Annotated in this window: 11 protein-coding genes; 5 read left to right on the plus strand and 6 right to left on the minus strand. The window is 70.2% G+C overall.

All coding sequences use genetic code 11. The features are described 5' to 3' along the window. Positions 1–134 precede the first annotated feature (134 nt). Positions 135–1013 (plus strand): 3-hydroxybutyryl-CoA dehydrogenase, encoded by an 879-nt coding sequence (locus tag TSH64_RS24390; protein ID WP_109448981.1) that lies wholly within the window; start codon positions 135–137, stop codon positions 1011–1013. A gap of 65 nt (positions 1014–1078) precedes the next feature. Here the strand turns inward: TSH64_RS24390 and TSH64_RS24395 are convergent, their stop codons facing one another. Together TSH64_RS24395 and TSH64_RS24400 are read right to left on the minus strand one after the other, a co-directional pair. After that, positions 1079–1696: a glutathione S-transferase gene (locus TSH64_RS24395; protein WP_109448983.1), complete on the minus strand. Its 618-nt coding sequence runs from the start codon at positions 1694–1696 to the stop codon at positions 1079–1081. A gap of 55 nt (positions 1697–1751) precedes the next feature. After that, entirely contained in the window at positions 1752–4214 is a 2463-nt protein-coding gene (locus TSH64_RS24400; RefSeq protein ID WP_109448985.1) for a glucose/quinate/shikimate family membrane-bound PQQ-dependent dehydrogenase, read from the minus strand. Positions 4215–4409: 195 nt separating this feature from the next. On the opposite strand from TSH64_RS24400, the gene TSH64_RS24405 reads away from it, so the two are divergent. Continuing rightward, a complete protein-coding gene (locus tag TSH64_RS24405) occupies positions 4410–4931 on the plus strand; it encodes a BON domain-containing protein (protein WP_109448987.1) in 522 nt (173 codons plus the stop codon). Between the two features lie 174 nt (positions 4932–5105). Beyond that, positions 5106–5315 carry a hypothetical protein gene (locus tag TSH64_RS24410; RefSeq protein ID WP_085090871.1) on the plus strand — a complete coding sequence of 70 codons (210 nt, stop codon included), beginning with the start codon at positions 5106–5108 and terminating at the stop codon, positions 5313–5315. 43 nt (positions 5316–5358) lie between these two features. On the opposite strand, the gene TSH64_RS24415 is transcribed toward TSH64_RS24410, so the two are convergent. Then, positions 5359–5658 (minus strand): hypothetical protein, encoded by a 300-nt coding sequence (locus TSH64_RS24415; protein ID WP_109448990.1) that lies wholly within the window; start codon positions 5656–5658, stop codon positions 5359–5361. Positions 5659–5978: 320 nt separating this feature from the next. Between TSH64_RS24415 and TSH64_RS24420 the strand changes: the two genes are divergently transcribed. Beyond that, positions 5979–7250: an allantoate amidohydrolase gene (locus tag TSH64_RS24420; protein ID WP_109448992.1), complete on the plus strand. Its 1272-nt coding sequence runs from the start codon at positions 5979–5981 to the stop codon at positions 7248–7250. Positions 7251–7263: 13 nt separating this feature from the next. Then, complete coding sequence (locus TSH64_RS24425) at positions 7264–8502, plus strand: M20/M25/M40 family metallo-hydrolase (RefSeq protein WP_109448994.1); 1239 nt, start codon at positions 7264–7266, stop codon at positions 8500–8502. Positions 8503–8737: 235 nt separating this feature from the next. Here TSH64_RS24425 and TSH64_RS24430 read toward each other — a convergent pair whose 3' ends face one another. From TSH64_RS24430 to TSH64_RS24440, 3 genes are read right to left on the minus strand one after another with little or no spacing between them, the layout of a single operon-like run. After that, positions 8738–10534: an alpha/beta fold hydrolase gene (locus TSH64_RS24430; protein ID WP_109448996.1), complete on the minus strand. Its 1797-nt coding sequence runs from the start codon at positions 10532–10534 to the stop codon at positions 8738–8740. Next, the gene (locus tag TSH64_RS24435) at positions 10531–13050 is read right to left on the minus strand and encodes a glycoside hydrolase family 2 protein (RefSeq protein ID WP_109448998.1); all 2520 of its coding nucleotides are present in this window, start codon (positions 13048–13050) and stop codon (positions 10531–10533) included. The genes TSH64_RS24430 and TSH64_RS24435 overlap by 4 nt, the downstream gene beginning before the upstream one ends. Positions 13051–13056: 6 nt before the next feature. After that, positions 13057–14016 carry a DUF1839 family protein gene (locus tag TSH64_RS24440; protein ID WP_109449000.1) on the minus strand — a complete coding sequence of 320 codons (960 nt, stop codon included), beginning with the start codon at positions 14014–14016 and terminating at the stop codon, positions 13057–13059.

A 14016-nucleotide genomic window follows, 5' to 3' on the forward strand; every position in this document is an offset into this window, starting at 1 on the left:
GTTCAAGGCCGTGCCGGAGCTGACGGAAAAGCTTGGATAAGGCGCGCTGATCCAGGCCGCCGCGGCGGTCGCCGGACGGAACCGGCGACCGCCATGGCGGACCAACCACCCACATCCTTCGCGGGACAGCCTCCATGACCACGATCAAGAAGATTGGCATCATCGGTGCCGGCCAGATGGGCAGCGGCATCACCCAGGTCTGTGCCCAGGCCGGCTACGACGTCTTCCTGTCCGACATCAGCGAAGCGGCGCTGGAAAAGTCGCTCGCCGGCATCTCCCGGAACTTCGACCGGCAGATCCAGAAGGGCAAGCTGAGCGAGGCGGACAAGACGGCGGCGCTGGCCCGCATCGTCACCGGCACCGACCTGTCGATCTTCGGCGACTGCGATCTGGTGGTCGAGGCCGCGACCGAGAACGAGGCGCTGAAGCGCGACCTCCTGAAGAAGCTGGTCCCGCACCTGAAGCCGGAGGCGCTGATCGCGACGAACACCTCGTCGATCTCGATCACCCGTCTGGCGGCGGCGACCGACCGGCCGGCCAAGTTCATGGGCATGCACTTCATGAACCCGGTGCCGGTGATGCAGCTGGTCGAGCTGATCCGCGGCATCGCGACCGACGAGCCGACCTTCAACGCCATCAAGGAACTGACGCTCGCCATCGGCAAGACCGCCGCGGTGGCCGAGGATTTCCCGGCCTTCATCGTCAACCGCATCCTGCTGCCGATGATCAACGAGGCCGTCTACACGCTGTATGAGGGCGTCGGCGGCGTCGACGCCATCGACACCGCGCTGAAGCTGGGCGCCAACCACCCGATGGGCCCGCTGGAGCTGGCCGACTTCATCGGGCTGGACACCTGTCTGGCGGTGATGCAGGTGCTGTACGAGGGCCTTGCCGACAGCAAGTACCGCCCCTGCCCGCTGCTGGTGAAGTATGTCGAAGCCGGCTGGATCGGCAAGAAATACGGCCGCGGCTTCTACGACTACTCGCAGACTCCGCCGGTGCCGACGCGCTGAGGATTGCCGGTTTTATTTGAAAAAGGCCCGCCCCGGAAGACCGGAGCGGGCCTTTTCATTGGCCCTCACTTGAAGTAGGCGCCGCCTTTGGCGAGCGCGCGCTGCCAAGCCGGACGGGCGTGCATGGCGTCGACGAAGGCGGCCAGCTTCGGCCAGCGGCTGCGGTTGCCCTTCATCATCGCAATCTCGACCGGGAAGCTGAGCATGATGTCGGCACCGGTCAGGCTGTCGCCGACGAAATGGCCGGACGGTCGAAGCTCGGACTCCAGATAGTCGAAATGGCTGGCCAGCTGCTCCTGGATGCGGGGATGCAGCGGCGCGCCCGCCTCGCCCAGCCGCCCGACATAGAGGTCGAGCAGCACCGGGGTCATCACCGAGCCTTCGGCGAAATGCATCAGCTGGAGATGGCGCAGCGCGTCGTCCGAGCCGGCCGGCGGCAGGAAGCGGCCGGCACCCTCGCACAGATGCTGGACGATGGCGCCGGACTCCATGACGATCCGTCCGTCGATCTCCAGCAGCGGCGATTTCCCCAGCGGGTGCACCGCCTTCAATTCCGGCGGCGCCAGATTGGTCGTCTTGTCACGCTGGTAGAAGCGGAGTTCATAGGGAAGCTCCAGCTCCTCCAGCAGCCACAGGATCCGCTGCGACCGGCTGTTGTTGAGATGATGGACGACGATGGTCACGGAATGCCCTCCGGGGAATGGATTGAGGTGCGGGAAGCGGCAGTAGGGGGGAGGGTCATTTCGGCAGCGCGTAGGCGATCACCGAATCGCCGCCCTTGGTCCCGAGCGAGCCATGCCCGCCGGCCACCACCAGCACATATTGCCGGCCGTCCTCGCCCTGGTAGGTCATCGGCGTCGCTTGGCCTCCCGCCGGCAGGCGGCTCTCCCACAGCTGCCTGCCGGTGGAGACGTCGTAGGCCCGGACATAATAGTCAATGGTGCCGGACAGGAAGGCGACGCCGCCCGCGGTCATGACCGGGCCGCCCAGGTTGGGCACGCCCATGCGGAACGGCAGCGGAACCGGCGAGGCGTCGCGGGTGGTGCCGTTCTTGTGCTTCCAGACCACCTTTCCTGTCGTCAGGTCGGCGGCGGCGACATAGCCCCAGGGCGGCGCCTGACAGGGCAGGCCGAGCACCGAGACGAAGGGGCCGAGCTTGATCGCATAGGGCGCGCCGAAATTCTCGTTCAACGCCGGCAGGCTGAATTTGGGCCGCTCGCCGCCCTGGACATAGAGGTCGGTGTCGTTCTTGCGCGGCACCAGCTGCGAGACGAAGGCGAGATATGTCGGGGTGGTGAAGGCGACCTGCCGCTGGGGATCGACGGCGACGCTGCCCCAGTTGAAGACGCCGAAATTGCCGGGATAGATCAGAGACCCCTGGAGCGACGGCGGGGTGAAGCGGCCGTCGTAGCGCAGGCGCTTCAGTGCGATGCGGCAGGCGAGCTGGTCGAACATCGTCGCCCCCCACATGTCGGCCCCGCTCAGCGGCGGCGGGTCGTAGGAGAGGGCCGAGACCGGCTGGGTCGGGGCGGCATGGTCGCCGTCGGCGGCGCCCTGCGGCGCCGGCGTCTCGGTCACCGGCAGCACCGGCTGGCCGGTGCGGCGGTCGAGCACGAACAGCTCGCCCTGCTTGGTCGGCTGGACCAGCGCCGGGACGGTCTGGCCATTGACGGTCAGGTCGATCAGGCTGGGCTGCGCCGGCACGTCATAGTCCCACAGGTCATGGTGCACGGTCTGGAAGACCCAGCGCACCTGCCCCGTCGCCAGATCGAGCGCCACGACGGAGGAGGAGAAGCGCTCCACCTCCGGGCTGCGGTTGGCGCCGAACTGATCGGGCGGCTGGTTGCCCAGCGGCAGATAGACCATGCCCAGCGCCTCGTCGACGCTGGCGATCGACCAGCTGTTGGGCGAGTTGACGGTGTAGGTCTGGCCGTCGGCGATCGGCGCGGTCTGGTCGGGCTTGGCCGAATCCCAGTTCCACACCAGCCGGCCGCTGTCGGCGTCGAAGGCGCGGACGACGCCCGACTGCTCCTTGGTCGAGACATTGTCGAGCACCGTGCCGCCGACGACGATCAGCTTGGCGGTCACCACCGGCGGCGAGGTCGAATAATAGGCGCCGGGCCGGACATTCGGCATGTTGGCCCACAGGTTGACCTGCCCGTTCTCGCCGAAGCCGGTGCAGATCGAGCCGTCCTCCGGGTTCAGCGCTACCAAGCGGCCGTCCGCCGTCGGCATGAACAGCCGGGCGGCGCAGGCACCGCCGGCCGCAGGGGTGGATGCGGTGGCCTGCGGGGCCGGGCGGTAGGACAGGCCGCGGCAGGTCAGGTGCTGCAGGGCCAGCTGCTTTTGGTCGATCTGCAGGTCGCGGCGCCAGACCTCCTTGCCGGTGGTGGCGTCGAGCGCGATGACATGCTGGTGCGGCGAACACAGGAACAGCCGGTTGCCGATCTTCAGCGGCGTCACCTCGAAGGTGGTTTCCTTCGGGTCGCCGGGCTGGCCGCGCAGGTCGCCGGTCTCATAGCTCCAGGCGACCTGGAGCTTGTCGGCATTCTCCGGCGTGATGCCGGTCAGCGGCGAATAGCGCTGGCCGAAGCCGGTGCGGCCATAGGCCTGCCACTCGCCGTCCGGGACCGCCGGACCGCTGCCGCCGGCGGGGGACGCGGCGGAGGCGGTCTGCTGGCGCGCCGGAACGGTGCCGTCTATGCGGTGCGGGTCGGTGAACCAGGAGGCGACGGCGACCAGCAGCACGATGGCCAGCGCGGCGGTCAGCGGGATGCCGGTGCCGCGGAAGGCGCCGACGGGATAGGCCCCCGGCGCCGGTTCGCCGGCCATCGGCTGGCGCTCGCCCAGGCGGCGGGTGACCCAGGGCAGCAGCAGCAGGAAGCCCACCACCGCGATCACGTCGCCGCGCGCCGAAAGCGGCCACCAGTCCAGCCCGGCCTCCCACAAGGCCCAGATCAGCGTGCCGATCACCAGCAGCGCATAGACCGACAAGGCCGTGGGCGACCGCTTCGCCAGCAAGGCGGCGGTGGCGAGGAACAGCAGCCCGGCGACGGCGTAGTACCAGGAGCCGCCCAGCAGGATCAGCCAGAGGCCGCCGCCCAGCGCCCCCAGCCCCAAGACCGCCAGCAGGATGACCATCGCCCAGAGGGCGAAACCGCCCCGCGCCCAGAGGGCGGCGCTCGAGTCAGACTGTTTCATGGCACTCAACCTCGACCGAAAGCTTTTCGGACCGAACAGCCGGGCGCGGCCAAGGTTGCGGCGGATTCGCTCCCCATCCCCTTTCACCCCGCAAGGCTGACCTTCCGGGTGCGCCGGGCTCAAGTGCCGGAACGCCACGGGCGCAACTTTTGTTGAAGGGCAAAGGAGTCTGACATCAACAAGACGGAGGCCGCCATGCACCGCCATCCCTGGAGCGAAGAGTTCGTCAAGATGAGCCCGCAGGCCCGCTATCGCGGCGTCGGCCCACGCAACTACCGCCGCTCCGACGACCGCATCCTGGAGGACATCAACGAGCGCCTGACCGACGACCACCACATCGACGCCTCCGACATCGGCGTTCGGGTGGAGGGCGGCGAGGTGACGCTGTCCGGCACTGTCGGCGACCGCACCGCCCGCCGCCGGGCGGAGGACATCGCCGAGAGCGTGTCGGGCGTCGGCCATGTGCAGAACGACCTGCGCGTCGCCAGCCACAATGCGCCGGGCCAGACGAATTCGGTCGGCATGGGCGAGCGGGTGGAGCCGGCAGCGCCGCAGGGCGAGGGCAGCGTGACCGGCCCCGGCGCCCCGGCGCGGGACGCGATGGTGGCGGCGCTCGACAACAGCTCCATGGTGCTGGGCAAGCGGCCGCTGCCGGAAGACGACACCCTGCGGCATGGGGACGCCATGGTGGGCAGCGGCGGGCACGACCGCCGCTGACTCAATGGGTTGCCGGGGGGCCATTCGCCCCCCTGCACCGCATGCGCTGCTGCCCTGCGCCAGGGGCGGAGAGCCGGAGAGGCTGCTTAACCGTTGGTTAACCGCCGGGGACCATTGTCCCGCGGCCAATCGAGTATCCCCTCTCAAGCCTTCTGGAACAGAGCAGCTGCCATCATGGGCACCAAGACCATCAAGCTTTCCGACAAGACCGGCTACCGCGACGTCGAACTGGACCAGCTGCCGCGCAATGTGCGCGCCGCGGTCACCGACCTGTCGACCAAGAACCCGGTCGCCGATATCATCGTCGACCAGTCCGGCATGCTGTACCGCATCCACCTGTCGGCGCCCGCCAACATGTATGTGGATGTCCTGTCCGTCGCCTGACGCGACGCCACGGCGCACCGGTTTCGCGAAGGGCGGTTTGCAGCTATTGCAACCGCCCTTCGTCGTTCCGGCCCTCCAGCCGGGCGAGCGCCCGGTTCAGCAGGCGCGGCGGCAGCATCGCCACGGCACCCTCGCGCACGGCGCGCACATCCTCGATGTCCAACCCGGTGGCGACGGCCAGCTGGCGGTCGTCCAGATCGCGGTCCTCCGCCAGCAGCATGATCCACCCCGCCAGCGTGCGGGCCTGGACCAGCTCGGTCCGGTTGTTGAACCACAGGCCGGCACCGGGCCGGCCAATCGGCGTTGCGTTCTCGAAAGGCATGTCGGGATCGAACGACGTCATGGACGCACCTCCCCTCAGCTGTTTCTTTCGCGGTTGCAGCAAATACGCGCCGTCATCCAGTGCTTTTGTTCATCCTCATCTATGAAGTCTGCCCGAGGCTTCCAGAGGGTGGTAGACATTATTCGGCACCACCAACGAATTCCCGCCTGTCTTTTTGCGCTGCGGCACGAGCGGACGGTGCCGGGGCTGCGCCTTTCCGGGATTCTTTGAAACTGTCTTCGCCGGCCGGGGGCTAGGGTGGGAGTGCCGCTTCGGCGTATAACCGGCTCCATAGTCCTGATTCCATCGTCCCGCTTCCTCAGCGCATTCCGGAACCGCCGATGCCCGATTCCCTGCCGCCCGACTCTCCGCAGCCCGAGTCTCTGTTGTCGGGAGCGGCCCTTCTCGACCGCATCGACGCGCTTGCGGCGATCAGCGCGGAGGAGGGGCGGCTGTCGCGCCTCTACCTGACGCCGGAACACCGCCGCGCCAACGACCTCGTCGCCGGCTGGATGCGCGAGGCCGGGATGGGCGTGCGCGAGGATGCCGTCGGCAACATCATCGGCCGCTACGAGGGCGAGCGGCCGGGGCTGCCGGCCCTGCTGATCGGTTCGCACCTCGACACCGTGCGGGATGCCGGGCGCTATGACGGCATGCTGGGGGTGCTGAGCGGCATCGCCGTGGTGGCCGAGCTGAACGCCCGCGGCCGGCGCCTGCCCTTCGCCGTCGAGGTGATCGGCTTCGGCGACGAGGAGGGCACCCGCTTCCAATCGACGCTGATCGGCAGCCGCGCCATCGCCGGCACCTTCGACCCGGCGGTGCTGGAGACGCGCGACGCCGCCGGCACCCGGCTGGCCGACGCGATGACCGCCTTCGGGCTGGATCCCGCCGCCTGGGCCAACGCCGCCTACAAGGCCGACGACGTGCTGGCCTATGCCGAGCTGCACATCGAACAGGGGCCGGTGCTGGAGGCGCTGGGCCGGCCGGTCGGCGTGGTCACCGCCATCGCCGGCGCCACCCGGCTGGCGGTGACGGTGGAGGGCATGGCCGGACATGCCGGCACCGTGCCGATGACCCTGCGCCGCGACGCGCTGGCGGCATCGGCCGAGATGATCCTGGCGGTGGAGCAGCTCTGCTCGGGACAGGAGCGGCTGGTCGGCACCGTCGGCCGGATCGAGGCGTCGCCCGGCGCCACCAACGTCATCGCCGGCAAGGTCCGCTTCACCATCGACCTGCGCGCCGACCGCGATCCCCTGCGGCTGGAACGGGTCGGCGCGGTGCGCGCCCGGCTGGAGGCCATCGCCGACGCCCGTGGTGTGGCCATCGGCTTCGAGACGCTGCATGAAAGCCCGGCGGTGGCCTGCCACCCGGCGCTGATGGCGCAGGTCGCCGCCGCCGCATCCGCCGAGGGGCTGGACGCGCCGGAGCTGCCGAGCGGCGCCGGCCATGACGCGATGGCGGTGGCGGCGCTGACCGACATCGCCATGCTGTTCGTGCGCTGCGAACGCGGCATCTCGCACAACCCGGCCGAACGCATCACCGCCGCCGACGCCGAGGCCGGTGCACGGGTGCTCGCCCGCTTCGTCGAAAATTTCCAGCCCGCAAACTCCTGACGGACCGCCTGCCATGACCGACCTGTCTCCCTCCCTCGCCGCCACCCTGGATGAGGCGGTGAATGCCCACTTCGACGAGGAGGTCCGTTTCCTGGCGGAGCTGGTGAAGGTGCCGTCCGACAACCCGGCGGGCGACTGCGCCCCCCATGCCGTCCGCGCCGCCGAGCTGCTGGAGGCGATGGGCTTCACGGTGGAGCGCCACCCGGTGCCGGCCGAGCTGGTGCGGGCCAACGGCATGATCAGCGCCACCAATCTGGTGATCCGCCACCGTTTCGGGGATGGCCCAACCGTGGCGCTGAACGCCCATGGCGACGTGGTGCCGCCCGGCGAGGGCTGGTCGAGCGATCCCTACGGCGCCGAGATCCGCGACGGCGTGATGTATGGCCGCGGCGTGGCGGTGTCCAAGTCGGATTTCGCCAGCTATGCCTTCGCGCTTCGGGCGCTGATGGAATCAATGGCTCCGCTGAAGGGCACGGTGGAACTGCACCTGACCTATGACGAGGAGGCCGGCGGCGAGATCGGGCCGAAATGGCTGCTCGACCAGGGGATTTCCAAGCCGGATTATGCGGTGTCGGCCAGCTTCGCCTATTCGGTGGTGACCGGGCACAATGGCTGCCTGCATCTGGAGGTGCAGGTCGACGGCAAGTCCGCCCACGCCGCCCGCCCCGACACCGGCCACGACGCGCTGGAGGCGGCGACCGGCATCCTGGCCGCGCTCTACGCCCACCGGCCGGAGCTGGCGGCGCGCCGGTCGGGCGTCGCCGGCATCACCCACCCGTCGCTGACCATCGGGCTGATCCAGGGCGGCATCAACACCAACGTGGTTCCCGACCGCGTCACCTTCCGCCTCGACCGCCGCATGATCCCGGAAGAGAACCCGGCCGAGGTGGAGGCCGAGCTGCGCAGCCTGATCGAGGGTGCCGCCGCCGGCCGGGACGGCATCCGCGTGTCGATCCGCCGCATCCTGCTGGCCCGTCCCTTCCGCTCGGTCGGCGACGCGCCACGGCTGGCGGCGCTGTTCGCGGCGCAGGCGCAGGAGGTGCTGGGCGTTCCGGTCGGGCAGACCGGCATCCCGCTCTACACCGACGCCCGCCATTATTCGGAGGCCGGCATCCCGACCATCCTCTACGGCGCCGGCCCGCGCGACCTGCTGGAAGCCAACGGCCACCGCGCCGACGAGAAGCTGGTGCTGGAAGACCTGCGCAAGGCAACCCAGGTGGTCGCACGGTCGCTGGCGGAGTTGCTGGGGTAAGGAGGGGGCAACGAGGTCAGGTCAAGGCGACTGCCTATAAGCCCTCTCCCCTCCGGGGAGAGGGTTGGGTGAGGGGGCAGCGCGGGCGGAACGCCTGCGCCAGGGGATTGCCAAGGGGCAGTATGCCCCTTGGCGGCGCGCTTTGCGCGCCGGCCCCCTCACCCTCCCCACGCCTCCAGCGCGGGTCCCCTCCCTCTCCCCGGGGGAGAGAGGGCATTCTTCGCCCCCCTTTGCCCTACCCCACCCGCTCGCCGGATGGCAGCCCTCCCGATGACAGATCGAGGCCCCAGCCGGTCAGGTCCGAGGCGGCGGGGTCCGCCTGCGCCGCGCTGTCCAGACCGGCCAGATGGCGGTCGATCATGCGGTCCAGCCGGTCGCGCGCCTCCCAGACCGTCAGGCTGTGGTCGGAGCGGTCGAGATAGGCCACTTCGATGCCGGACAGGCCGTCCAGCGCCCGGCCTCCCTCGCCCAGATGCAGGTAGAACTCGGCCAGCGTCATGTCGCCGCTGCTGTAGACCACCAGCACCCGCCGGCCTTCCACCGACAGGCGGCGGAACATGCGCAGCGCGTGGCGCGTCAGGCCGGTGCGGAGCAGCACCTTGCGGAAGAAGCGCCCGGCCAGACGCCTGGCCAGCCCGGTCAGGCGGGCGGGCTTGCGGAAGCTGGCGCGCAGCCGGGCCGGCTTCAGCGCCTCGATCAGATATTCCTTGGTGGAGCGGAAGGCCACCGTCCGCATCAGCTCCGACACGGCGATGCCGCCGCCCATCTCGAACCGGCCGGGGTTCAGCACGATCTGCCCGACGACGCGGTCGTCGCCCAGCCCGGCATGCAGGGCGGGCGTGCCGCCGGCGCACAGGCCGATGACGACGACGCGCTCGTGCCCCTGCTCCTCCAGCCAGTTCAGCGCGGCGCGGACGTCGCCCATCACCTCCTTGTTGTAGAGGAGATTGTCGGGGAAGCCGGGACGGTCGGGGCTGTCGCCGATGCCGGCCGCGTCGATGCGGAGCGAGGCGTAGCCGCGCGCCGCCAGCCGCCGAGCCTGCACCACCGTGGCGCGGCCGGAGCCGACATGGTGGGTGGCGCCGCTGTTCAGGAACAGGATGGCCGGCCGGTTGCCGGCCGGATCGGCCAGGACCGGCGTGCAATAGACGCCGAACAGCTCCGGCGCGGTGCCGAAGAAGATCGGGCGTTCGACCGCGGTCGGCATCATCAGCCCGGCCGGGCGATCCGGCGGCGGGGTGGCGCCGGCGGCGACCGGGGCGGCGGCGACGATCCAGCGCAGCACCGGCTCGAACGCGGCGGCGGCCTGGGCGCGCTGCGGCTGCTGGGTCAGCTCCATCATGCCGCTGACGCCCATCGGCTCCGCCATCGCACCCAGCGTGCGCCAGCGGGCGGCCAGCTTGACCGGGGTCTTCCCCTCCGGCCGGTCAGCGATCAGGATGCGCGGCGCCGGCAGGGCCGGGGCGTCGCAGGGGTTGAGGCCGCCCAGCGTCAGTGCTGTTTCCGGCGTCAGCGGCATGCCGATGACGTTCAGCCAGGAGGAGCGCTCCGGCGGTTCCGGGTTGCAGACCGGACGCAGCACGATGGAGGACAGGGTCTGCATTTCACGGACCGCCTTGCGGCCCGAGGTGATCGGCGACATCAACACCAGCCTGTCGATGCCCTGCCCGTCCTCCGCCATCTCCAGCGCGGCGGCGGTGGCGAGCAGCGCTCCCATGCGGAAGCCGACCAGGGTCACGTCGGTGACGCCGGTGTCCTCGCGCAGGCGGCGGACCGCCGCCTTGACGCCGTCCAGCCAGGCGCGCACCCGGTCCGGCTCGCCGTCGTCGCCGGCCGAATCGCCGGAGCCGGGATAGTCGAACCGCAGCGTCGGCAGCCCGGCGGACGCCAGGCTTTCGGCGAAGCTCTTCCAGGCGCGGTGGGCGCACAGCTCCTCATACCCGTAGGGACCGCAGAGGACCACCCCGCGCAGCCCCTCGGCCGGGTGCAGCCATCCGAAACAACCCTCGAACACCACCGGTGTCGGCTTCATGCGTTCCCCCTGTAGCGGACGGGCGCCATCGCGTTCAGCGCATGGACCTCGCCGTCTGGCACCATCCGTCCGGCCGATGCCGTCCCGTCCGTAACCCCAACCCCATTCCCACTTTGCGAACCTGCACGCGGCCGCAAGGTGACAACCCGCTCGACGCCGGGGGCGAGATGGAACCAGCCGTCATCCGCCTGGAACCGCTCATCCTCGACATGCACCGAACAGGCGAACCGCCCTGCCGCCAGCCGCAGCGCCCACGCGTCGCCGTCTCCGCTCCCCTGGCGCTCGACCACCGCCGTCAACCCCAGGTCGGCGCGCGGCAGCGAGCGTCCCTTTGGAAAATAATGAGACTCGTCAATTGGTTCCGCGTCCCTTTCGGCCAGCAGCACCTGCGCCGTGACCACATCGTGCGAGATAGGCCCAAACCTGTAGGCGTAGGTCGTGTCAAAAAAGCGGTCGGTCAGTTCGGCGGCGGCCAGCGCCACCGCACCCCTCGCCGGAACCGTCACCGGACGCTCCGCCTTCAGCACCGGGACCGAGCCGTCACGCCCCCCCTCCCGCCATGCGGTCAGCCGCAGCAGGGCCTCCACCGGCCGGGCGGTGTCGTTGACCAGATGCACCGCCAGCCCGTTGACACCCTCGTCGGTCAGGATGACCCGCAGCGGGCGGAAGGCGCGCTTCAGCGCGTAATAAGCCGGCTTCGGCGTGCCGTCGGCGGCGACCACGCCCCAGCCGGCGCCCGGAGCGATGTCGCGCCACTGCCAGACCAGACCGCCGGCACAACTGGAGCCGGCGCGCCGCCATTCGTCGAACACCGCCTGCATCACCTCGCCGGTCACCGCGCGCGACAGGCGGCGGTAGCGGTCGGGATCCTCGTAGCGCAGGCGGCGCGGATCGACGGCGTAGAGGCTTTCCAGATAATGCTCGCGCACATCCTCGAAGTCCCAGGAGGCGCCGGGATCGCGCGGCACCCGCGCCTTCCAGCGCGGATGGTGGAGCGCCGGAACGCCGAGCGGATCCTCCTCGGGGAGGTTGGCGAAGGCGAGGCATTCGCTGGCGAAGCGCACCCCCGCCCGCCGGGCATCGTCGAGCGGTTTCATGTAGGCGCCGACGCCGTAATAATGGGTCACCCCGGCATTGGCGATGAAGGGCAGCGGCCCGCCGCTGGGGGAGTTCGGCACCTGGATCAGGTCGGGCCGCCGGGCCGTCGTCTCCTCCGCAATCACCGCCGTCAGGGCCGCTTGCGCCCAGGAGGCGCGGGGCAGGCCCAGCATGGCCGCCTGCTGCTCCATCTCGCTGCCGCCGCAGAGCACGGCCAGCGACGGCGACGCCTGGGTGCGGTCGAGCAGCTGCGCGATCTCCGCCCGCACGCTGTCGAGGAAGGCGGTGTCGGTGGGATAGTCGAAATTGGCGAACATGGCGTCCTGCCAGACCAGCAGGCCCAGCTCGTCGCACAGCTCGAAGAAGGCGTCGCCCTCATAGAGCATGGTGCCGCCGACGCGGACCATGTTGGCGCCGGCCTCGCGCAGCCGGCGCAGCTCCGGCTCGTAGGCGGCACGGTCGGACGACAGCCCGACAAGATCGACCGGCACCCAGCAGCCGCCGCGGCAGAACACCCGCTCGCCGTTCACCAGCAGGGCGAAGCCGGTGCCGTCCACCCCGCGGTCGACCGCCAGCGAGCGGAAGCCAACACGGCCAAGGTCCACTTCGACCGATCCAATGCGGGCGGCGACGCCGTGCAGGACCGGCTCGCCATGGGTGTGCGGCCACCAGGGCTCGACACCCGGCAGGGTCAGGTCGGCGGTGAAGCCGTCCACCCCGTCGAAGACGAGCGGCGCCGTGCGGCCGGCGACCTCGACCGAACCGGCGGTGCTGGGCGATGCGCCCTCCACCGTCAGGCGGAGCGACAGATGGCCGTCGCGTCCGTCATAAGCGGTGCGCAGGTCGGCGGCGAGGACACGGCAGGGGCCGGTGTCCTCCACCAGTTCCACCGGACGGAACGGGCCGACGGCATGGATCGGCGGGCACCAGCCCGGCATGTGGCCCAGCAGGGTGGTGCGGACGAAGCGCAACCCCGCCGGCTCGGCCAGCTTGGGACGCCAGCGGGCGCGGCCCTTCTTCGCCGCCAGCACCGGGTGCAGGGCGTGGAAGCGGATGGACAGTTCGGCCTCGCCGGTCAGCGTCACCGGCACCTCATGGGCCAGATACATGCTGTCGGAGGTCAGGATGCGCTCGCCGTCCAGCCGCACCTCCGCGATGGTGGCGAGGCCGTGGAAGCGCAGGACATGGGGGCCATGGCCGTTGAGGCGGGTGCGGTAGACGAAATCCCTGTCATGCAGCGGGGCCGGCTCCTCCGCCGACCACAGGCCGGCGGCCTGGAGGGCCTGGGCGGCGGTGCCGGGAACCGGGGCGGGGATGATCTCCCCGCTGTCCGGTCCGCCGGGCGCCGAGACGGTCAGCGTCCATCCCCGATCCAGAAGGGTCCGCCGCTGTCCCGTGACCGCTCGGATTAGGGCCATCGCCGCTCACCCGTACCGGCGGGCCAGACTGCCCATGACGGTGTCGTAGCCGCGCTCCAGCCGGTCGAAGCTGTCGGTCAGGTCGGGCGCCTTGCGCCGGGCCACCGTGCGGGCAAGCTGGAACTGCATCGCCTTGGCGCCCTCGGCGATGGACTGGCAGGCCTCCACCGCTTCCCCAGGGCCGTCGAGCCAGCGGAGATGGGCGCCAAGCAGTTCGAAATTGGCGCCGAGCTGGCGCAGCAGGTTGAAGGCGTAGAGGTGGAAATATTCCATCGGCCGGGCGAGCAGCCGGTCGAGATGCTCCGGGAAGGCGGCGCGGTAGGCCGTCACCGGGTTGCCGGCGGGACGGCGGGCGAGATGGCGGCGCAGCAGGTCGAGCGAGGCGGCGACCAGCGCCCCGCCCTCCAGCGCCGTCCCGCCGGGCTTGACGAACTCGACATAGGGGAAGAGCGGCCCGGCCGCCGCGGCGGCGACGCCCTGGTAGTCGGCACCGTCGAGCCGGTAGAAGCCGGCATTGTGGAAATAGTCCATCGTCCCGGCGGCCGGATCGATGCGGACGATGCCGACCGTGGTCTTCACATGGGTGGTGCCATAGGAGGTGCCGCGGGTATCCGGCAAATGGAAGCCGTCGACCTCCACCAGCACCAAGCCGCCATCGGGACTCCTCCGCAGCTGCTCGGCCACATGGGCCTCGACGCTGTCGTAGATCGCCAGCTCCTGCACGCGCAGGCCGTACAGCGTCTCCAGATCCTCCAGCGGCACCTTGAAGAAGGTGAACTGGTCGCCTTCAAAATCCTGGGTGACGGTGAAGCCCAGCATCGCCCGCGGTTCCAGTCCGCGGGCGTGCAGCGCCTCGATCCACAGATCGACGTAGCAATTGGTCTCCGGCCAGATCCGTTCCCCCCCCTGGTCGTCCCGGTGCAGGGAGTGGCGGTCGTAGCCGTCGGGGTGGCGCTGCGTCCACAT

The organism is Azospirillum sp. TSH64 (assembly GCF_003116035.1).
Taxonomy (GTDB): Bacteria; Pseudomonadota; Alphaproteobacteria; order Azospirillales; family Azospirillaceae; genus Azospirillum.

Coding starts and splice junctions, on each gene's coding strand:
- TSH64_RS24390 (WP_109448981.1), top strand. CDS start 135: ATGACCACGATCAAGAAGATTGGCATCATCGGTGCCGGCCAGATGGGC.
- TSH64_RS24400 (WP_109448985.1), bottom strand. CDS start 4,214: ATGAAACAGTCTGACTCGAGCGCCGCCCTCTGGGCGCGGGGCGGTTTC.
- TSH64_RS24405 (WP_109448987.1), top strand. CDS start 4,410: ATGCACCGCCATCCCTGGAGCGAAGAGTTCGTCAAGATGAGCCCGCAG.
- TSH64_RS24410 (WP_085090871.1), top strand. CDS start 5,106: ATGGGCACCAAGACCATCAAGCTTTCCGACAAGACCGGCTACCGCGAC.
- TSH64_RS24415 (WP_109448990.1), bottom strand. CDS start 5,658: ATGACGTCGTTCGATCCCGACATGCCTTTCGAGAACGCAACGCCGATT.
- TSH64_RS24420 (WP_109448992.1), top strand. CDS start 5,979: ATGCCCGATTCCCTGCCGCCCGACTCTCCGCAGCCCGAGTCTCTGTTG.
- TSH64_RS24425 (WP_109448994.1), top strand. CDS start 7,264: ATGACCGACCTGTCTCCCTCCCTCGCCGCCACCCTGGATGAGGCGGTG.
- TSH64_RS24430 (WP_109448996.1), bottom strand. CDS start 10,534: ATGAAGCCGACACCGGTGGTGTTCGAGGGTTGTTTCGGATGGCTGCAC.
- TSH64_RS24435 (WP_109448998.1), bottom strand. CDS start 13,050: ATGGCCCTAATCCGAGCGGTCACGGGACAGCGGCGGACCCTTCTGGAT.
- TSH64_RS24440 (WP_109449000.1), bottom strand. CDS start 14,016: ATGTGGACGCAGCGCCACCCCGACGGCTACGACCGCCACTCCCTGCAC.